This is a genomic window from Nocardia coubleae NBRC 108252 (genome assembly GCF_001612805.1).
In the GTDB taxonomy this organism is placed as follows: domain Bacteria; phylum Actinomycetota; class Actinomycetes; order Mycobacteriales; family Mycobacteriaceae; genus Nocardia; species Nocardia coubleae.
Window position 1 is genome coordinate 39,463 of record NZ_BDBD01000009.1, and the last position, 18,477, is coordinate 57,939.

Annotated in this window: 20 protein-coding genes; 10 read left to right on the forward strand and 10 right to left on the reverse strand. The window is 66.9% G+C overall.

The features are described 5' to 3' along the window. Positions 1-32: 32 nt before the first annotated feature. The 3 genes from NCO8_RS07615 to NCO8_RS07625 form a co-directional block, all read right to left on the reverse strand. A complete protein-coding gene (locus tag NCO8_RS07615; RefSeq protein WP_218022655.1) occupies positions 33-425 on the reverse strand; it encodes a hypothetical protein in 393 nt (130 codons plus the stop codon). Positions 426-493: 68 nt separating this feature from the next. After that, positions 494-1,210: an SDR family oxidoreductase gene (locus NCO8_RS07620; protein WP_067637626.1), complete on the reverse strand. Its 717-nt coding sequence runs from the start codon at positions 1,208-1,210 to the stop codon at positions 494-496. Between the two features lie 70 nt (positions 1,211-1,280). Then, complete coding sequence (locus tag NCO8_RS07625) at positions 1,281-1,697, reverse strand: DUF6463 family protein (protein ID WP_067637628.1); 417 nt, start codon at positions 1,695-1,697, stop codon at positions 1,281-1,283. A gap of 153 nt (positions 1,698-1,850) precedes the next feature. On the opposite strand from NCO8_RS07625, the gene NCO8_RS07630 reads away from it, so the two are divergent. Then, positions 1,851-2,696, forward strand: coding sequence for a helix-turn-helix transcriptional regulator (locus NCO8_RS07630; protein WP_067637630.1), 846 nt, complete (start codon positions 1,851-1,853; stop codon positions 2,694-2,696). A 136-nt stretch (positions 2,697-2,832) separates the two neighbouring features. On the opposite strand, the gene NCO8_RS07635 is transcribed toward NCO8_RS07630, so the two are convergent. Beyond that, positions 2,833-3,444, reverse strand: a complete 612-nt coding sequence (locus NCO8_RS07635; protein WP_067637632.1) for a hypothetical protein — start codon at positions 3,442-3,444, stop codon at positions 2,833-2,835. A gap of 79 nt (positions 3,445-3,523) precedes the next feature. Between NCO8_RS07635 and NCO8_RS07640 the strand changes: the two genes are divergently transcribed. After that, a complete protein-coding gene (locus tag NCO8_RS07640; protein WP_067637633.1) occupies positions 3,524-4,087 on the forward strand; it encodes a TetR/AcrR family transcriptional regulator in 564 nt (187 codons plus the stop codon). Positions 4,088-4,178: 91 nt separating this feature from the next. On the opposite strand, the gene NCO8_RS07645 is transcribed toward NCO8_RS07640, so the two are convergent. After that, the gene (locus NCO8_RS07645) at positions 4,179-5,192 is read right to left on the reverse strand and encodes an NAD(P)/FAD-dependent oxidoreductase (protein ID WP_067637700.1); all 1,014 of its coding nucleotides are present in this window, start codon (positions 5,190-5,192) and stop codon (positions 4,179-4,181) included. Between the two features lie 82 nt (positions 5,193-5,274). On the opposite strand from NCO8_RS07645, the gene NCO8_RS07650 reads away from it, so the two are divergent. Beyond that, complete coding sequence (locus tag NCO8_RS07650; protein ID WP_067637635.1) at positions 5,275-5,859, forward strand: helix-turn-helix domain-containing protein; 585 nt, start codon at positions 5,275-5,277, stop codon at positions 5,857-5,859. Positions 5,860-5,862: 3 nt separating this feature from the next. On the opposite strand, the gene NCO8_RS07655 is transcribed toward NCO8_RS07650, so the two are convergent. Then, positions 5,863-6,498, reverse strand: coding sequence for a TetR/AcrR family transcriptional regulator (locus NCO8_RS07655; RefSeq protein ID WP_067637637.1), 636 nt, complete (start codon positions 6,496-6,498; stop codon positions 5,863-5,865). A 68-nt stretch (positions 6,499-6,566) separates the two neighbouring features. Here NCO8_RS07655 and NCO8_RS07660 point away from each other — a divergent pair, with 68 nt between their 5' ends. The 4 genes from NCO8_RS07660 (at position 6,567) to NCO8_RS07675 (ending at position 11,815) form a co-directional block, all read left to right on the forward strand. Beyond that, positions 6,567-8,120: a flavin-containing monooxygenase gene (locus NCO8_RS07660; protein WP_067637639.1), complete on the forward strand. Its 1,554-nt coding sequence runs from the start codon at positions 6,567-6,569 to the stop codon at positions 8,118-8,120. Beyond that, positions 8,117-8,950: an SDR family NAD(P)-dependent oxidoreductase gene (locus NCO8_RS07665; RefSeq protein WP_067637640.1), complete on the forward strand. Its 834-nt coding sequence runs from the start codon at positions 8,117-8,119 to the stop codon at positions 8,948-8,950. The genes NCO8_RS07660 and NCO8_RS07665 overlap by 4 nt, the downstream gene beginning before the upstream one ends. Before the next feature lie 25 nt (positions 8,951-8,975). Then, positions 8,976-9,929: an alpha/beta hydrolase gene (locus NCO8_RS07670; RefSeq protein ID WP_067637642.1), complete on the forward strand. Its 954-nt coding sequence runs from the start codon at positions 8,976-8,978 to the stop codon at positions 9,927-9,929. A gap of 92 nt (positions 9,930-10,021) precedes the next feature. Next, positions 10,022-11,815 carry an AMP-dependent synthetase/ligase gene (locus NCO8_RS07675; RefSeq protein ID WP_067637644.1) on the forward strand — a complete coding sequence of 598 codons (1,794 nt, stop codon included), beginning with the start codon at positions 10,022-10,024 and terminating at the stop codon, positions 11,813-11,815. A 64-nt stretch (positions 11,816-11,879) separates the two neighbouring features. On the opposite strand, the gene NCO8_RS07680 is transcribed toward NCO8_RS07675, so the two are convergent. Continuing rightward, complete coding sequence (locus NCO8_RS07680; protein ID WP_067637646.1) at positions 11,880-12,590, reverse strand: cutinase family protein; 711 nt, start codon at positions 12,588-12,590, stop codon at positions 11,880-11,882. Between the two features lie 171 nt (positions 12,591-12,761). Between NCO8_RS07680 and NCO8_RS07685 the strand changes: the two genes are divergently transcribed. Beyond that, positions 12,762-13,385: a Uma2 family endonuclease gene (locus tag NCO8_RS07685; RefSeq protein ID WP_067491249.1), complete on the forward strand. Its 624-nt coding sequence runs from the start codon at positions 12,762-12,764 to the stop codon at positions 13,383-13,385. Here the strand turns inward: NCO8_RS07685 and NCO8_RS07690 are convergent. Next, on the reverse strand, positions 13,324-14,835 hold the full coding sequence (locus NCO8_RS07690) for a DHA2 family efflux MFS transporter permease subunit (RefSeq protein WP_067637648.1): 1,512 nt from the start codon (positions 14,833-14,835) through the stop codon (positions 13,324-13,326). The two genes, NCO8_RS07685 and NCO8_RS07690, sit on opposite strands and share 62 nt — an antisense overlap. A 209-nt stretch (positions 14,836-15,044) precedes the next feature. Between NCO8_RS07690 and NCO8_RS07695 the strand changes: the two genes are divergently transcribed. Then, positions 15,045-15,704 (forward strand): DUF4328 domain-containing protein, encoded by a 660-nt coding sequence (locus NCO8_RS07695; protein WP_067637650.1) that lies wholly within the window; start codon positions 15,045-15,047, stop codon positions 15,702-15,704. 41 nt (positions 15,705-15,745) lie between these two features. Beyond that, the gene (locus NCO8_RS07700) at positions 15,746-16,126 is read left to right on the forward strand and encodes a DUF6188 family protein (protein WP_157104825.1); all 381 of its coding nucleotides are present in this window, start codon (positions 15,746-15,748) and stop codon (positions 16,124-16,126) included. Between the two features lie 10 nt (positions 16,127-16,136). Here NCO8_RS07700 and NCO8_RS07705 read toward each other — a convergent pair whose 3' ends face one another. Together NCO8_RS07705 and NCO8_RS07710 are read right to left on the reverse strand one after the other, a co-directional pair. Then, positions 16,137-16,724: an SMI1/KNR4 family protein gene (locus tag NCO8_RS07705; RefSeq protein ID WP_067637654.1), complete on the reverse strand. Its 588-nt coding sequence runs from the start codon at positions 16,722-16,724 to the stop codon at positions 16,137-16,139. 123 nt (positions 16,725-16,847) lie between these two features. Further along, the gene (locus NCO8_RS07710; protein WP_067637656.1) at positions 16,848-18,410 is read right to left on the reverse strand and encodes an acyl-CoA carboxylase subunit beta; all 1,563 of its coding nucleotides are present in this window, start codon (positions 18,408-18,410) and stop codon (positions 16,848-16,850) included. Between the last annotated feature and the right edge of the window lie 67 nt (positions 18,411-18,477).

The window sequence follows — 18,477 nt, forward strand, 5'->3', positions numbered from 1 at the left end:
TCCCGGCGGGCGCGCGTCTCGACTGCCGATAGTCAGCGGGCTTGCAACCCGCGGCGCAGCGCGTCGATGGTCGTCTCCGGAGAAGTGTTGAAGCAGAACCGGATTCCCGGCGCGATCTCGGTCGCGACATTGATCAGACGTTCGAACAGCAGGGTGTGCTCGGGCGCCATCCGCACCCCGGCGCCGATCATCGCGACCCCGAACCGCCCGCCGGTCGCGCAGTCGCGCAGCGTCGCCTCGGCGGCGTCGGGGTCGGCCGGGACCTGGCAGGTGACGATGTCGAAACCCGCTTCGCGCAAGGCGTTCTCGCCTGCCGCGATACGGGCGGTGAGGGTCGCTTCGTCGATCTGCGGGTAGCGGCTGTAGTCGACGGCGCTGGGGTGCAGGCCGATCGAGAGCACGGTGTCGGATTTCTGTTCTGCCACTGCATCCTCCGTTGTCATGAGATAGGCGGCGACCGCCAGCAGCCCGGCCGCGAGCACGGCGCCGAGTTTCACCACGGCGCGGTGCCGGTGCGGTCGACGAATGTGCCGGTGGGTCCGTCCGGGCCGGTGGTCGCCATGGACACGATCGCGTCGGTACCTTCGGTGACGGTCTGGAAACCACTGTGCCCGTTGAGGTCGGTCGCCGTATAGCCGGGATCGACGGCATTGACCTTCATGGTGTCGAGTTCACTCGCGTACATGACGGTGAGCATGTTCAGCGCGGCCTTGGTGCTCGGATAGCCGAGGGCCGGTGGCAGCAGGCCCGCCCACTTCGGGTCGGTGATGGTGGCGATCGAGCCGATGCCGCTGGAGACCATCACGATGCGCGGATGCCCGGACAGGCGCAGCAGCGGCAGGAACGCGTTGGTCACCCGAATGGGACCGAAGACATTGGTCTCGAACACCTCGCACAGGTCATCGGGCCTGGTCTCGCTCGGTGCGGTGCGTGGGCCGCCGATGCCCGCGTTGTTGATCAGGACATCGAGGCGGCCCGCTTCGGATTTCACGGTGTCCGCGGCGGCCATGACGGAGTCGTCGGAGGTCACGTCCAGCGCGACGAACCTGACCTCGACACCGGCTGCGGCGAGTTCGGCGGCCGCCGCCGTACCGTGCCCGGTGTCGCGGGCGGCGAGGAACACCTGCCAGCCCCGGCCCGCCAGCCGGCGAACCGTTTCGCGGCCGAGTCCCTTGTTTGCCCCGGTCACCAGGGCGATCGTCTGTGTCATGCCTCCAGATTCACGCCACAGCGAGCAGCGCTCCAGTGCCGGAGAGGCATAGGACGGGCGGTACCACGCCCTATCGAGCGAGAACTGGCGAAGCGACCTGCGCACCGGCGACGCGGATGCCGCGCAGCAGCAGGATCGCCGCGATCACCACCACCGGAGCGGGCGTCGGCTCCACGACGAGGGCGCACACCACACCCCAGCCGAGCACCGCCCACGCGAGGAATTCGGGTGGGACGATGCCGCGCCGGTCCATCCACACGATGAGCGAACCGACGAGCAGCAGCGGCCAGCCGAAGCCGGCGGGGTTGGCCCAGAAGCTGTTGGCCGCGGGGGTGTCCTCCCACCAGTGGCCCCAGAGTTCGAAGGTCAGCCACTCGTCGAAGGAGGATGAGCTGACCAGCAGTCCGAGGCCGAGGTGCCCGGCGCCGATGACCGCGAGAATCCAGCCCGCCCATTTGATCGTCCCAGGCATGTCGTGTTGCCCCATCGCGAACTCCTACCAGTTATACGGTTGCGTATAACTGCCAGAATACGGTCGTTTATACGGCTGCGTATAGATCTGTCGGATATGCCGTGCCGCACAGGGGGATGGGATTCGCGGTACCACCCCGCCGCCACCGACCTGCGGCACCATGGAAACGTGGACAGAGCGGAATTGGCGACGGTACTGCGCGGTGCGCGCTCCCGACTCTCGCCCGTCGACGTCGGCCTGCCCGCCGGAGCACGCCGACAGGTACCGGGGCTGCGGCGCGAGGAGGTGGCGAGCCTGGCCGGCGTGAGTGTCGATTACATCGTGCGCCTCGAGCAAGGACGTGGGCCGAAGCCGTCCGATCAGGTACTCGGCGCACTCACCAGGGCGCTGCGGCTCACCGATGTCGATCGGGACCTGGTCTACCGGCTCGCCGGTTCCGAACCACCGCAGGCCGGGCGGATTCCGATGGTCATCCGGCCGAGCGTCCAGCGGCTGCTGGACCGGCTCACCGATTTGCCGGTGCTGGTCCTGTCCGCGAAATCCGATGTCCTCGCCTGGAATCCGCTGTCGGCCGCGCTGCTCGGCGACTTCTCCGCCATCCCGCCCGAGCAGCGGAACATCATGTGGCAACGCTTCCTCGGCACCGGCATGGGCCGCGTCGTCATGACCCCCGAGGAGGCCGACAGCAATGCCGCCGCCTGCGTCGGCTGCCTGCGCGCCGTCAAGGCCACCTACCCCGACGACCCAGACCTCACCCGCCTGCTCACCGAACTACGCACGCGCAGCGAGGAATTCGAATCCCACTGGCAAGCAGGCCGTTCCAGCACCATGCACAGCCTCACCAAAACCATCGCCCACCCCGACCTGGGCACCCTCACCCTCGACTGCGACACCATGCACGTCCCCCACACCGACCAAACCATCGTCATCTACTCCGCACCCCCCAACACCCCCACCGCCACAGCCCTCGACCTCCTCCGAGTAACCGGCCTCGAAACCTTCGGCCCCAGATAGCCGAGACCAGGCCGGTGGACGCGAGATCCTCGAATACTGGATCCCGGCAGAGGATCTCGCGGAGTTCAACCGCAATATCGTCGGCACGATCGAGGTGGTGCGGCGATTTCCCGAGGATGCGCCGATACCGGGGTGATCAGGCTTCGGAGTGCTGCTTCACGATCGCTGCCTTGATCGCGCCGATGGCGGTGTGTGGGTCGTCGGCCCAGAAGGCGATGGTCGACGATGTCAGGTCGCCCTGTGGTGTGGAGAAGGTGTGGGGCGCGGCCAGTTCCAGGCGGATGTTGGTGGAACTGCCGACCGGGAGGGCGATGGTCCCATTTGCTGTGCGGTGCAACGACTTCGATTCGTCGTAGCCACGCATGTCGGGGCGCACAGCACGCAAGGCGGAGAGGGGGACCGCGAGTTCTGTGCGGCGCAGGTAGCGCACGCGTAGGTAGTCGGGGGCGAGGACGTGCGGGTACACGTGGTGAGCGGCTAGCAGGCCGAGCATCCACAACAGTCCCCAGATGCCGAGTGCCAACGCGGCCATGCGGACAGGCGCCCACGGAATGATCAGGTGTACAGCGGGAATCTCCACCGCGCTGACCACGACGAATGCCCAGAGGATGGCCGACATGGCGCCCGCGTAGCGGATCGGGGTGCCGCCCGCGATGTCGGGCTTGCGGGTGATCGCGCGGGCAAGGCTCACCCACAGATCGACTTCGAACCGGCAGAAACGGCGTACGAGCCGCAGGACAGGACGCATGGCGACCTCCTTTGCAATACAACTGCATTGTAAAGAGCCGCACCATGGCAATACAAGTGCATCGTGAAAGAATGGCCGCATGCCGAAACGGGTGGATCACAGTTCGCGCCGGGCCGAGATCAGCGACGCCGTGATGCGGCTGCTCGCCCGCGACGGACTCGAGTCGATCAGCCTGCGCCACGTCGCCGCCGAAGCAGGCGTCTCCGCAGGTCAGGTGCAGCACTACTTCCCCACCAAGGACGCGATGATGGAATTCGCCGCGACCACCATCGCGGGCAGAATCGGCGAGCGCATCACCGCCGCGGGCCCCGACCCCGACCTGCACCAGATCCTCACCGCCCTCCTCCCCACCGACGCCGAATCCACCGCCGATACCCGCACCCTGATCGGCTACCTGGCCTTCGCCTCGGTCCGCCCCCAGATCGCCGAAACCCTGGCAACCAACGGCCGAGGCTTCCGCGACCACATCGCAGGCCTGCTCCCCCACCACCCCGAGCCGACCGCGGCGGCCAGCACCCTGTTGGCCCTCCTCGACGGCCTGGCCTTACACGTGACCGTTGGCCAGATCCCCGCCGACGACGCACGCGCACTGTTGACCAGCGCCATCGATGAAGCTCTCGCGCGACGCTCGCGTGGGCGATGAGCAGAGGCGACGAGCCCGCTCCCGCTGCACGTTCGGCAATGGCCGATGACCAGCAGTCCCGGCGCACCGTTCGATGCGCCGGGACCGGAACTCATCCAGTGACAGCGGCACCTTCCGAAGCCCGGAGCCGCTCGACTGCCGCGGCGGTATCGGCCATCACCAGCTCCGCATTGATCTGCGCGCCCGCCATCGCACCGGCCGCCGCGGCCGCGCCGACCTGTGCCATCGGGTCGGTGGCATTGCCCGCGATCCACACGCCGGGGACCGAGGTGCGGCCCATGGGGTCGGCCGGGATGTGGTCGCCGACCCCGCTCGGGTGGGGTTCGGGGGTGAGGCCGAGGTCGGTGAGGAAGGTGGCGCGGGTGCTGAAGCGGGGGCCGACGACCAGCGCGTCCCGGTCGATGACGGTGCCGTCGGCAAGCCGGACGCCGCTCAGCTTTCCGCCGTCGGCCAGCACCTCGACCACCTCACCGTCGACCACGCGAACACCCCGTGCCGCAAGCTTTTCCGCGTCTTCGTCAGTCGCCGGAGCCGTGTGCGACAGGAACACGATGTCGTCGGTCAACTGGGTGAACAGCAGCGCCTGATGGACAGCCATCGGGCCGGTCGCCAGGACCGCGATCCGCTGATCGCGCACCTCCCAGCCGTGGCAGTACGGGCAGTGCAGCACGTCGTGCCCCCAGCGTTCGCGGAGCCCGGCGATGGGCGGCAATTCGTCGGCGAGCCCGGTGGTGACGAGGATGCGCCGCGCGAAGACGGACCGGCCGTCCGCCAACTCCACCCGGAATTCGCGGGAGTCGTCGTCGTTTCCCGGCGAATCGGTGGAGGCGGAGTCACCGACACGATCGACAGCGACCACCTCGCCGGTCACCACGTGCCCGCCGTACCCGCGCACCTCCTCGCGCCCGAGCGCGACCAGCTCCAGCGGCGGCATCCCCTCCCGCCCCAGCAGCCCGTGCACCCCGTCGGCGGGCGCGTTGCGCGGCGCACCGGCATCGATCACCAGCACCGATCGCCGCTGCCGCACCAGCATCAGCGCACCGTTCAGCCCGGCGGCACCCCCGCCGATCACCACCACGTCGTAGGACTCGTTCAGCTCTGTCATGTCGACCTCCTTCAGGAATTCACAGTGCACCAACGGACGAAAAACTGGCAAGCATGTTTGCCGCTATGGCAAACTGGTGGACATGGACGACCTAGGACAGACCCTCGACTCGGTCGGCCCCCGTCTGCGCGCCCTGCGCAAACAGCGCCAGACCACCCTCGCCGACCTGTCCACCGAGACCGGGATCTCGGTGAGCACCCTGTCGCGCCTGGAATCGGGCGACCGCAAACCCACCCTGGAACTACTGCTTCCCCTGGCCAAGGCACACGGCGTCACTCTCGACGAACTCGTCGACGCCCCACCCACCGGCGACCCACGCATCCACCTACGCCCGGTGACCAGGCACGGCATGACGATGCTCCCGCTCACCAAACGCGCGGGCGGTATCCAGGCCTACAAGATCGTCATCCCCCCGGGTGCGCGCGACCGGCCCGACACACCCCAAACACACGAGGGCTACGAATGGCTCTACGTTCTCAACGGCCGTCTACGCCTGATCCTCGGCGACCACGATATCGTCCTCACCCCCGGTGAGGCAGCCGAATTCGACACCCATGTCCCGCACTGGTTCGGCGCGGCCGACAACCAGCCCGTCGAATTCCTCAGCCTGTTCGGCAAGCAGGGCGAACGCGCCCACTTCCGAGCCAAACCGCGCGAGAACGGTTGACGCTCAACCCCGCAGCGCGGAGATCAACGCGGGACTGAGCGCGAGCGCGGGCAGCGACTCGACCAGCAGATCGACCAAAGACTCACGGCTGATGGGCTTTTCGACCATCCAGGTCAGAATCGTCTCCTCCACGAACGCGATCCAGCCGCGGATCGCGAGGGTGAGCCGCGCCAGGTCGGGGTCGTCGGGCGGCAGCGGCAGTTCACTGACGATGAGATCGGCGATGGCGCCGCGGGTCTCGTTGACGTAGTCGGTCATGTCGGGGGTGCGGCTGGCGGGTCCGCGCAACACCGAGTGGTAGGCCGCGGAATGGCCGATGGCGTAGTCGACGAAGCGTTCGATCGAATCGCGCAGCATGTCGAACAGCGACAACTCGCGGTCGGGCATGACGGCGGTGTAGAACTCCGTGCTCACATGCCGCGCGATCGCCTCGTGGAACTCCTGCTTGGAGGCGAAGTAGTGGAACAGCAGGCCCCGCGAGATGCCCGCCTGCTTGGCGATGTCGTCGACCGAGATGTCCTCGAGCGGTCGATCGGCCAGCATCTCGGCGCCGAGGTGGATCAGCTGCAGTCGCCGCTCCTCCGGGCCGAGCCGGACACGCTTGGTCGCTCCCGAACTTCTGCTACTCACATCGACCATCCTAGCCACTACTGAACTATGCTCAATAGCTGTTGACTCCGGCTCAATAGCGACGTAGTCTGCATTACATGAGTCGCAAGGTTACAGACAATGTTGTCGAACCCCGAACCGTGGACAACCGCGCCCGCCACGTGAAGACGATCATCATCGGCAGCGGTTTCGCCGGTCTCGGCCTGGCCATCCGCCTGTCCCAGCAGGGCCGCGAGGACTTCCTCGTGCTCGAGCGGGGCAGCGAGGTCGGCGGCACCTGGCGTGACAACACCTATCCGGGCGCCGCCTGCGACGTGCCATCGCACCTGTACTCGTACTCCTTCGCGCTGAACCCGGACTGGACCCGCTCGTTCTCGCGCCAGGGCGAGATCCAGGCCTACATCAAGAGCGTCGCGGAGCGCTACGACGTGCTCGACCGGCACGTCTTCGACTGCGACGTGCGCCGCGTGCACTGGAACAGCGAGACCAGCCGCTGGGAGATCAGCTCCACGCAGGGCGAGTTCACCGCCGACACCGTCGTCAGCGCGGTCGGCGCCCTCTGCGAGCCCGCGCTGCCCGACATCAAGGGCATCAACGAGTTCGAGGGCGAGATCTTCCACTCCGCGCAGTGGAACCACGACGCCGACCTCACCGGCAAGCGCGTCGCCGTGATCGGTACCGGCGCCTCGGCGATCCAGATCGTGCCCGCCATCGCCGACAAGGTCGCCACCCTCGACGTCTACCAGCGCACCGCCCCGTGGCTGCTGCCGCGCATGGACCGCCCCTACCTGCTGCCCGAGCGCCTGGCGTTCAAGCACATTCCGGGCGTGCAGCGCCTCAGCCGCGCCGCCATCTACGCCGCGCGCGAGACCCAGGTCGTCGGCCTGGCCAAGTTCCCGGTGCTGATGAAGGGCTTCGAAGCCCTCTCGCGCGCCAAGCTGCAGCTCGAGATCCGTGACCCCGAACTGCGCAAGAAGGTCACCCCGAACTACCGGATCGGCTGCAAGCGCATGCTGATCTCCAACGAGTACTACCCGGCGCTCGATCGCGACAACGTCGACGTGATCACCGACGGCATCGCCGAGGTGAAGCCGGGCTCGATCGTCACCAAGGACGGCACCGAGCGCGAGATCGACGCGCTGATCGTGGCCACCGGCTTCCACGTCACCGATTCGCCGACCTACAACAACATCGTCGGCCGCGACGGGCGCACCCTGTCGGAGGTGTTCGACGAGATCGGTCAGCAGGCCTACAAGGGTTCGGCGATCGCGAACTTCCCGAATATGTTCTTCCTGGTCGGCCCGAATGTGGGCCTGGGGCACACCTCGATGGTGTACATGATCGAATCGCAGATCAATTACGTCAGCGATGCCCTGGCTACCATCGACAAACTCGGCCTGAAAACCGTCGAGGTGCGCGAGGACATTCTGCGCGAGTACAACACCGGCTTGCAGAACAAGCTCGCCAAGTCGGTCTGGAATACCGGCGGCTGCGCCAGCTGGTACCTCGACAAGCACGGCAACAACACCACCCTGTGGCCGGACTTCACGTTCGAATTCCGCAGGATCACAAAGCATTTCGACGTTTCCGCCTACAATACGACAACCGCAGACGCCCCCGGCGCCGATCTGAAAGTGGTGGCAGCACAGTGAGCAAAGATGCTTACTTCACGAACAAGGTATGTGTGATCACCGGTGCCGGCTCCGGCATCGGGCGCGCGCTGGCCGAGAACCTGGCCAAGCGCGGCGCCAAGCTGGCACTGAGCGATATCGACACCGAGGGCCTGGCCGAGACCGTCCGCCGGTGCGAGGCACTGGGCGCGCAGGTGAAGTCCGACCGGCTCAACGTCGCCGAGCGCGAGGCCTTCCTGGTCTACGCCGACTCGGTGAAGCAGCACTTCGGCGTGGTGCACCAGGTGTACAACAACGCGGGCATCGCCTACCACGGCGACGTGGTGAAGACCGAGTTCAAAGACATCGAACGCATCATGGACGTGGACTTCTGGGGTGTCGTCAACGGCACCAAGGCGTTCCTGCCGATGCTGATCGAGTCCGGTGACGGCCACGTGGTCAATGTGTCGAGCCTGTTCGGTCTGGTCACCGTGCCGGGCCAGGCGGCCTACAACTCGGCCAAGTTCGCGGTGCGCGGCTTCACCGAGGCGCTGTACCAGGAGATGAAGATCTCGAAGACGCCCGTGCAGGTCACCTGCGTGCACCCCGGCGGCATCAAGACCGCCGTGGCCCGCAACGCCACCTACGCCGAGGGCATCGACGGCGCCAACACCGCCTCGCTGTTCGACAAGTACCTGGCGATCCACAGCCCGGAGATGGCCGCGCAGACCATCACCGAGGGTGTGCGCAAGGGTCACGCGCGCGTGCTGATCGGCTGGGAGGCCAAGCTGCTCGACGTGAGCGTGCGCTTCCTGGCTTCGGGCTACAACCGGATCTCGGCCGCTGTCAACGGCCGCTTCATGCCGCACTGACCCTCTCGAGATCCAGGAAAACGCCATGCGCGAGTTCAAGATTCCGCTGCCGGTGGTTCGCGCGCTGCTCGATCCGGTCTTCCGGGTGACGCTGCACGCGCGACTGCCCGTCGCCGTGCAGCGCACCCTGCTCGACGTGTCCTCCCGGCTGCAGTTCATGCCCGACGGCGCCGTCGTGCAGCAATTGCAGCTGGGTGGGCGGCCCGCCGAGCGGGTGATCGCCGAGATCGCGATCCCGGGTTCGCGTACCCGGGCCGTCCCGCCGGAGCGCGCGGCGGGCGCGATCCTGTACCTGCACGGCGGCGGTTACGTGGTCGGTTCGCTGGCCACCCACCGCTCCCTGGTCGCCAGGCTGGCGCTGGAGAGTTGCTGTGCGGTGTATTCGCTGGACTACCGGCTGGCGCCCGAGCACCCCTTCCCGGCCGGCCTCGACGACGCCGAGGCCGCGTTCCTGGATCTGGTGAACAATGTCGGCTACCAGCCGGATCAGATCTGTCTGGCCGGCGATTCGGCGGGCGGTGGACTCGCGCTCGCGCTGGCCCAGCGGCTGATCGAACGCCACAAGATGACCCCGGCCGCGCTCGGGCTCATCGCACCGTGGGTCGACCCGACCGACCCGCCGACCCGCGACCGTGACCTGGTGATCAACCGGGCGTGGTCGCGCCTGTGCGCCGCGCACTACCTGGGCGACGGCGACGCCACCACAGCGGGTTACGCCCCGCTGTCGGGCAATCTGATCGGCCTGCCACCCACCTATGTGCAGGTCGATGTGAGCGAACTTCTGCACGACCAGTGCCGCACGCTCGTCTCGGCCCTGCGTGGAGCGGGCGTGCACGTCCGTTTCACCGAAACCCGCGGCCTTTGGCACGTCGCGCAACTGCAGGCCGCGCTGGTCGCCGAGGCCGCGCTCGCGCTGCGCGAACTCGCGGACTTCCTGCGGGAAGCAATCCAGCCCGTATCGATAGACGACTTACGATAAAGCCAGGTGACGGGCATTTCGGGCGGCGATATCGCAACCGGGCCGAACGTGTCGTAGATTACTGGCGAGTAGAACCCACTGGAAGGGCACTGATGCGAGAGTTCGAAGTTCCGGCTTCCTACACCATCCCGGACGATGCGAACAATTCCGACAACGTCTTCCGCTTCGGCGAGGAGACGCCGAACGCGGTGTTGTTCAACGTTCCGAACGGCAGCGGCGGCTGGAATGACGTCACGGCGGCACAATTCGCGAAAGCCGTCACCGGCGTCGCCAAGGGGCTGATCGCCTCCGGCGTCGAACTGGGCGACCGGGTCGCGATCATGGCGGCCACGCGATACGAGTGGACGCTGCTCGACTTCGCGATCTGGGCCGCCGGTGGCGTGACCGTCGCGATCTACGACAGCTCGGCCGCCGAGCAGGCCAAGTGGATCCTGCAGGATTCCGAGACCAAGCTGCTGGTCGTCGAGAACGACAAGCACAAGGCCACCATCGACGAGATCGACGCCGCGTCGCTGCCCGCTCTCGCCGAGACCCTGCAGATCGACAAGGGCGCCGTCGACACCCTCACCGAGCGTGGTGCCGACCTCGACGACGCCGTGGTGCACGAGCGCCGCAAGCAGGTCGGCGCGGCCTCGCCCGCCACCCTGATCTACACCTCGGGCACCACCGGTAAGCCCAAGGGCGTGCAGCTCACCCACGCCAACCTGTGGGCCGAGTCGCGCTCGGGTGGCATCGAGCTCAGCGCGTTCGTCGCCGAGGGTCAGAAGACCCTGCTGTTCCTGCCGCTGGCGCACGTGTTCGCCCGCGCGGTCGCGCTGATCGCCTTCGATTCCAAGGTGACCATCCGCCACTCTTCGGACTGGACCACGCTGGTCGAGCAGTTCGGTGAGTTCAAGCCGGACTTCATCCTCTCGGTGCCCCGCGTGTTCGAGAAGGTCTACAACTCGGCCAAGCAGAAGGCGCACGACGGCGGCAAGGGCAAGATCTTCGACGCCGCGGCCGAGACGGCCATCGCCTACAGCGAGGCGCTCGAGAAGGGCAGCCCCGACCTGCTGCTCAAGCTCAAGCACTTCGTCTTCGACAAGCTGGTCTACAGCAAGCTGCGCGCCGCCCTCGGTGGGCAGTGCCTGGCCGCCGTGTCCGGTGGTGGCCCCCTGGGCGCTCGCCTCGGCCACTTCTTCCGTGGCGTCGGCGTCACCATCTACGAGGGCTACGGCCTGACCGAGACCACCGCCGCGTTCAGCGTGAACACCCCCACCCACATCCGGGTCGGTTCGGTGGGTCGTCCGATCCAGGGCCACGCCGCCAAGATCGCCGAGGACGGCGAACTGCTGCTCAAGGGTTCGGTCGTGTTCGGCGGCTACTGGAAGAACGACGAAGCCACCGCCGAGGCGTTCGAGGACGGCTGGTTCAAGACCGGCGACCTGGGTGCCATCGACGCCGACGGCTTCATCACCATCACGGGCCGCAAGAAGGAAATCCTGGTCACCGCGGGCGGCAAGAACGTCTCCCCCGCCGTGCTCGAGGACTCCCTGCGCGCGCACCCGCTGATCAGCCAGGTGATGGTCGTCGGTGACGGTCAGCCGTTCATCGGCGCCCTGATCACCCTCGATCCCGAGGCCCTGCCCGGCTGGAAGGACCGCAACGGTGTCGCCGCCGACACCGCGATCGAGAAGCTGATCGAGAACGAGGCGCTGGTCGCCGAGATCCAGGCCGCCGTCGACGAGACCAATAAGAAGGTCTCCAAGGCCGAGGCCATCAAGAAGATCCGTATCCTCCCGGTCGACTGGACCCAGGAGACGGGCGAGCTCACCCCGAAGATGTCGCTCAAGCGCGCCGTCGTCATGAAGCAGTACGCCGGCGAGGTCGACAAGATCTACAGCTGACGTAGCTGAACAGAAAAGGCCGGTTGCTTTGTGCAACCGGCCTTTTCGTTGTTCTCGGTACGTTTCAGAACCGCTGGGCCGCGAATTGTGCCGCGGTGACGGTCATTCCGTTGACGCTGTAGAGGGTGTGCAGGGCATTGGGGTAGGCGAGCGGGGAACCGTCGCAGATGTTGTCGCCGTCGATGCACAGGTCGATGGTCTTGTTCCGGTAGGACGCGCCGATCGACAGCGCGGGGGCCGCCGCGTCACGCAGGAACCGTTCGGAGGGTTTGCCGAACAGCACGACGGCGGCGACGTGCTCGGCCACCTCGCCCCGCATCGGCTCGGGCAGGTACTGCTCGTATTCCGGCGGAACCCCCTCGGGCACACCGGCACCCGTCGCGAACCCGGCCAGCGCCGCCCCCTGCGAATACCCGCCGAGCACGATCCGCGTGCCGGGACAATTCGCCGCGACGAACTCCACCCGCCGCTGCGCGTCGTCGATCCCGCGCACCACCGACTGCGCGAACCCGAGCCGATCCGCGAAATCACTACTGGCCGGGTAGTCGACCCCATAAACCCCCACCGACCGCCCACCGGCATTCGCCCGTAGCGCCTCGACAAAGGACATCCCGGTCACCCCGACCACCCCACCCGGCTCCGCGGTCCCCCGCGCGAACACCACCTCCACATCGGAACACGGCGCCGCGTAAGCGGACTGGATGGGCGATACCACTGGAATCGCGGCTGCCAGGAACACTGCAGACACGAATCGACGAAGAGAACGTGCTGTCATGCCGCGCAGACTACCTACCGGCGGCGCTGACCAGCCCCTTTCCACACCGACTCGCCGACCGACGATCGATAACGCGCATGCCCCGAGCCCTCGAGAAGCGGCAACATCTGTTGAACTTGCTGGCAAGATAGTGGATGTTCGTGCACGAAGCAGCACAACCTAGGAGCGCGTGTGTCCGCCATCTTCGACTGGGCGACCAGCGACAACTTGCAGCCGGAGCCGGTCACCCTGGAGATCTGGCGCAAGCTGTCCGAGGACTACTGCCGTCAGGTCGAGGTGGTCAACGGTGACATCGTGCGCGCGGAATCGCCGAATCGCGCTCATCAGAAGGCCGCGCGACGCTTGGCCGACCTGGTGGAAGCCGCCGCGCTCGCACATGTCAACCGATGGGGTGGGTGCCTGGATGTAGACACCGACTTCGATGTGGTGCTGTGGGAGTTTCCTCGAGTCACCATCCGCCGTCCTGATGTCGCATTGTTCGACTGCGCACCGAACGATCTGCGCCCGCTGCCCGCGTCACTGGTGAAGATCGCGATCGAGGTCATCTCCCCCGGCACCGAAATGGTGGACAGCGCCGACAAGAAGACCGAATACGCCCTGGCCGGAATTCCCTGGTACTGGCTGGTGTGGGTGTCGGACAACAGCGTCAGCATGATCAAGATCTTTGTCCTCGACCATGTACAGGGGCAGTACGTCCCGCACCTGGAATTACAGCCCGCCGACGGTGATTCCGTTATCGAGGCGCCGGTCCGCTGCCAGATCGATTGGAAGCGGTTGAGCGACCTGGTGCTGTGACGACGGCTTCCGGTTTCGCCGCCGACTTCGCGTGGCCGACGAACAGAGCCGAGGCGAGCACGCCCACGAGCAGGATCGCGGCGGGCAGCAGCATGGACTGGGCGAGCGAGGTACTGAATTCGTCGATGACGTGGGGTGGGAGGGGGCCGGTGCTCGCGCCCTCACCGATGGGGGAGTCGCCACTGAGGCCGTTGGCGCTGAGCCGGGCGGCGATGAGGGCGCCGATGGCGGCGCTGCCGAGAACCGAGCCGACCTGGCGGGTGGTGTTGTAGACACCGGCGCCCGCACCGGCCTGGGTGACCGGCAGGTTGTGGGTGGCGGTCGAGGCGAGCGGGGCCCAGATGCAGGCGTTGGCCAGACCGGCGAGACCGCCGACGATCAGGAACGCCACGATCGACGAATCCGGCTTCATCAGCACGGCGAAACCGACGATGGAGGCGGCGAAGAGGGAGAAGCCTGCTGTCGGGATCAGGCGAGGCGGTAATCGGTCGGCGAATTTGCCGATGAACGGCGCGGCGATACCGGTGATGATCGCCATCGGCGCGAACATCAGCGCCGATGTGGTCGGCGACATCTCGCGCACACCCTGCAGATAGAAATAGGCGGGCACCATCATCGACGTGACGGCGGCACCCATCGCGGCGATCGCCAGATTCGACAGGGCGAAATTGCGGTCACCGAACAAACTCAACGGGACGAGCGGTTCGCCGGTATTGCGCGCCTGATTGACGACGAACAGCACGAGCATCACCACACCGAACGCGATCAACGCCCAGATCCACGGCGCCCAATCCTGTGCATTGCCCTCCTGGATACCGAACACCAGGGCCAGCATGCCGACGCCGCTGAGCAGCACGCCGACGAAGTCGAACTTGTGCTTGCTGGTCGGCAAGGCAGGTACCAGCCACATCGCCAGGCCGAACGCGATGACACCCACCGGCAGGTTCACGAAGAAGATCCATTCCCAGCCGAGCCCGTCGACCAGGACACCGCCGAGAATCGGGCCGATCAGCGTCGCCAGACCGGCCACCGCGCCCCACAGGCCCATCGCCGCACCGCGCCGGTCCGGTGGGAAGGTCCGGGTGATCACCGCCATCGTCTGCGGTGTCATCAGCGCGGCACCGATCCCCTGGGCGGCGCGGGCCGCGATCAGCATCCCGATGCTGCCCGACAATCCGCACCACAGCGACGCGCCGGTGAACACCGCCAACCCGATCAGGTAGATGTTCTTCGGCCCGAATCTGTCCCCTAATCGCCCGGTGACCAGCAGGGGCACCGCGTAGGTGAGCAGGTAGGCGCTGGTCACCCAGATGACATCGGTGATGTCGGTGTGGAACGCGCTCATGATCGCCGGATTGGCGACGGCGACGATCGTCATGTCCAGCAGGATCATGAAGAACCCGACCACCAGCGCGAACAGCGCCAGCCATGGATTGCGTTCGGTGGTCATCGATACGTCCTATCGAGGGATTGATCGGGTGACGATCCGGCCGTTCATGATCGTCGCACTGCCGAGCCTAGGCCCGGGCACCGACACGAAGCCCGGCGAGCACCGGCTGCGCCCCTGGATAAGTCCTTGTGGCTGGTCGAGGCTGCGGTACCGTTGGGGCATCTCGACGGGGGGAGTGGAAATTGAGTCATCCCATAGCTTTTCGTGCCGTGCGTGGGCTCGCAACGGCCCTGGTCACGCTGGTCTGCGTGGTCCTGGTGCTCGAATCAGCGGTGGTCGTGGTGCGATGGCTCGGCTACCTCTCGGTCTCCGGACGCTACGCGGGCACCGTGAGCAGCGCCGAGTACAACGCGAGCCGCGACGTCATGATGCCGCTCGAGGTCGGCCTGTGGCTGCTGTCGTTGCTCCTGATGTTCGTCGCGTGGATCGTCCTGGTCGTCTGGCTGCTGCGAGCACGCGGCAACGCCCAGATGGTCTCCCCGTCACCGCATCACCTGTCCACACCGTGGGCGTTCTGGGGCTGGGTCGTCCCCGTCGTCTCCCTGTGGTTCCCTCCCCTGTTCCTGCACGACATCGCGAAAGCATCGAGCCCCCAGCAGCGCGGCACCCCACTCGTACCCCTCTGGTGGATCACCTGGATCGCCGCCTGGCTCACCTTCTGGGCCGGAACCATCCTCACCGCATCCGGCATCTCCGACGACCACGACACCATCCAAACCCTGCGCGACGCCGAGGTCGACTCCCTGTTCACCTTCAGCCTCCTCCGCACCCTCGCCGCCCTCCTCTTCATCTCCGCAGGCATCCTCCTGTCGATCACCGTCCTGAAAATCACCCGCACCCAATCCCACTGGACCCCCGCTCGCCTTTAGATCACGCCGACGGCACGCACCGTTCCGAAAGGTTGGTGATTATGAATAGCCTCCCGATCATCGGTTTACTTTGTAAGATTGAATCTGTTGAGCCAATTCTTTCCGTCGATCTGGGGGCTGGAAAATACCAATTGATGGCTGAATCGAGCGTAATGGTGCACACCACCACTATTAGTGCATCCGGCGATGAGCCTGCAGAGATTGAAGACTCCTTGGTGGCGGCTATCGACAACCGGTTGATCACAGACGCCCAGATCAGCCGAGACGGCTCACTGTCGGTGAGCGTCGCCAACAATGTCAGCGTAACCTTCCTCCCTGACCCCGATTACGAATCATGGTGGATAGTTGGAATCGACGGTTTCCGGGTCGTATGCCTGCCCGGCGGCGGTCTGGCGGAATGGGATCCTGAGCCACGCCTTTAGTGACAGAGGGTCATCTGTGCCAATGCAGTGTGGCTTCGGTGACGGTGGGGTGGTGGCCGGCGAACGGTGTGCCGGATTCCAGGCTGTCGGCGAGGGTGGTGAACAGGTGGGTGAGGGACGGCCATAATTCGCCCTCCGAGGCGGCGGTGGCGGTGTATTCGCCGATGCAGCCGGAGCGGGCGCCGGGGCGGGTGTCGAGGAAGAGGGTGGAGCTGTCGAGGTGGGCGAAGGGGATGAATTCGGGGAGGAACAGTTCGCTGGGTGAACCCGCGGGTTCGGCGCTGAAGGTTGCCGGGTCGTAAGCGGCGGCGTACTCGGGGATCCGGTTTCGCTGGTCGTCGATGATCTCCAGCCACAAAGTCCAGATGCGGTGGGCGCCGGACAGGGTGAGCAGGTCGTGGTCGGGGAGGAGGCGGGGTGGGAAGTGGTCGACGTGGTTGAACAGGACGGCGAGGTCGGCGGGGATCCGCTCCCACCAGCCGTGCGAGACGTCGGCGGGATCGTCGTCGTCGGTCGCCACGGGGGCCAGTGTCGACTCCACCCAGTTCTGGACGCGGGTCAGCGGGGCGGTCAGGGTGCGGGCGGGCGAGTCGGTCATAGTCGCCGGTCCCGCCGGGAGGGGGTCGAGGTCGATGCGGCGGCTCTGATCGGCATCTTTCGAGTATGGCGTCCGAGGCGGGCCGAATCGTGTTACGCGCCGCGCGAACCGGCCCGCTGTGATCTAGATCGGCGAGATCGTCCGCCGCTTGCCCGGCACCCGGTCGGGGCGGCGGGGCTGGACGCGGCCGAGCGCCTCGAGCAGCAGCTCGCGCGTGCGCGACGGCAGGACCACGTCGTCGATGCCGAACCCGTCGGCGGCCAGCAGCGGGTCGATATTGGCCTGGAAGAGCTTGATGAGCTGGGTGCGGCGCTCGGCGGGGTCGGGCGCGGATTCGTAGTCGGCGCGGAAAGCCACGTCGACGGCGCTGTCGATGGGGATGGCGCAGATCTCGGCGGTCGGCCAGGCCAGCGACAGATCCGCGTCGACACTTCGCCCGCCGCCCATCACGATGTAGGCGGCGCCGTAGGCCTTGCGGGTGACGATGACGAAGCGGGGCACCGTCGCGTTGGCGAGTTCGTAGCCCAGGCGCGCGCTGCGCCGGACCAGGCCGGTTTCCTCGGCGGCGGTACCGACCAGGAAGCCGGGCAGGTCGATGAGGATCAGCAGCGGCAGGCCGAACGCGTCGCAGACGGCCACGAAATGGGCGGCCTTCTCACACGCCGCGCTGTCGAGCGCACCCGCCAGGTGCAGTGGCTGATTGGCCACCACACCGACCGGGCGGCCGCCGAGGCGCACGAACGCGGTGACCACATTCGGCGCGTTGGTGCGTTTGAGTTCGAAGAGCGTGTCGCGGTCGGCCAGTGCCTCGATCACCTCGCGGACGTCGTAGCCGGCACGCAAGGAGGCGGGCACGAGTGCGTCGATCTCGCCTGCTCGGTCGCCGGGTTCGAAGGGGGCCGTGCCGAGCACGGGAGCGCCGTCGGCCGACGGCGGCAGGTAGGACAGGTAGAGCCGGATGGCGTCGATGGCTTCGTGCTCGTCGTCGGTGACCACGTCGACGACGCCGCGTTCGGCCTGGATGTCGGCGCCGCCGATCTCGTCGTTGGTCAGGGTTTCCCCCGTCGCGGCCTGCACGAGCGGCGCCGACGACATCCCGATGGTGCCGATCCCCCGCACGATGGTGACGAAATCACAGCAGGCGGCGAGGTTGGCGGGCGCGCCGAAACCGGGCCCCATCATGGCCGCCACGATCGGGACGTACCCCGACAGATCGGCCAACCGCATCAGCAGCCGCGAGCCCGGCGCGGCCAGTCGCGAGTCGAGCGCCTCCTGCATGCGGTGCCCGCCGCCGTCCATCAGCATGACGAGCGGAATCTTGTCCAGCAGTGCGCGTTCCACGCACCGGTCGAGTTTGGCCATGCCGGTCGCGCCGTTGCTGCCGCCGAGCACGGTGAAGTCGAACGCGGCCAGGGCGAGCGGGCGTCCGTCGACGTAGGCGATGCCGGTGACCACGCCGTCACCGGGCGCGACCAACGGCGCGGCACCGGCCTGGGCTGGCCCGGGCCCGGCGAGCGCGCCGAATTCGTAGAAGCCGCCGTTGGCGAGCAGCGCGACCCGTTCACGCGCGGTCAGCTTGCCGCGGGCGTGCTGTTTGGCGACCTTGTCGGCGCGCGCCTCGTCGGTGACCGCGGCATAGGCCTCGCGCACCCGTTCGATCAGCGGGTCCACCTGGGGATCTGTCACGGCACACCTTTCACCCACGACGGCATCGCTCGTTGCCGCGTCGGTGACGACCCTAGCGTTTTTGGCT

What these genes read in the sequence shown, in the direction of transcription:
- NCO8_RS07655 (WP_067637637.1), bottom strand. Translation starts at nt 6,498, where the DNA reads ATGGTCGATGTGAGTAGCAGAAGTTCGGGAGCGACCAAGCGTGTCCGG.
- NCO8_RS07650 (WP_067637635.1), top strand. Translation starts at nt 5,275, where the DNA reads ATGGACGACCTAGGACAGACCCTCGACTCGGTCGGCCCCCGTCTGCGC.
- NCO8_RS07670 (WP_067637642.1), top strand. Translation starts at nt 8,976, where the DNA reads ATGCGCGAGTTCAAGATTCCGCTGCCGGTGGTTCGCGCGCTGCTCGAT.
- NCO8_RS07625 (WP_067637628.1), bottom strand. Translation starts at nt 1,697, where the DNA reads ATGGGGCAACACGACATGCCTGGGACGATCAAATGGGCGGGCTGGATT.
- NCO8_RS07620 (WP_067637626.1), bottom strand. Translation starts at nt 1,210, where the DNA reads ATGACACAGACGATCGCCCTGGTGACCGGGGCAAACAAGGGACTCGGC.
- NCO8_RS07675 (WP_067637644.1), top strand. Translation starts at nt 10,022, where the DNA reads ATGCGAGAGTTCGAAGTTCCGGCTTCCTACACCATCCCGGACGATGCG.
- NCO8_RS07645 (WP_067637700.1), bottom strand. Translation starts at nt 5,192, where the DNA reads ATGACAGAGCTGAACGAGTCCTACGACGTGGTGGTGATCGGCGGGGGT.
- NCO8_RS07690 (WP_067637648.1), bottom strand. Translation starts at nt 14,835, where the DNA reads ATGACCACCGAACGCAATCCATGGCTGGCGCTGTTCGCGCTGGTGGTC.
- NCO8_RS07640 (WP_067637633.1), top strand. Translation starts at nt 3,524, where the DNA reads ATGCCGAAACGGGTGGATCACAGTTCGCGCCGGGCCGAGATCAGCGAC.
- NCO8_RS07700 (WP_157104825.1), top strand. Translation starts at nt 15,746, where the DNA reads ATGAATAGCCTCCCGATCATCGGTTTACTTTGTAAGATTGAATCTGTT.
- NCO8_RS07660 (WP_067637639.1), top strand. Translation starts at nt 6,567, where the DNA reads ATGAGTCGCAAGGTTACAGACAATGTTGTCGAACCCCGAACCGTGGAC.
- NCO8_RS07680 (WP_067637646.1), bottom strand. Translation starts at nt 12,590, where the DNA reads ATGACAGCACGTTCTCTTCGTCGATTCGTGTCTGCAGTGTTCCTGGCA.
- NCO8_RS07705 (WP_067637654.1), bottom strand. Translation starts at nt 16,724, where the DNA reads ATGACCGACTCGCCCGCCCGCACCCTGACCGCCCCGCTGACCCGCGTC.
- NCO8_RS07635 (WP_067637632.1), bottom strand. Translation starts at nt 3,444, where the DNA reads ATGCGTCCTGTCCTGCGGCTCGTACGCCGTTTCTGCCGGTTCGAAGTC.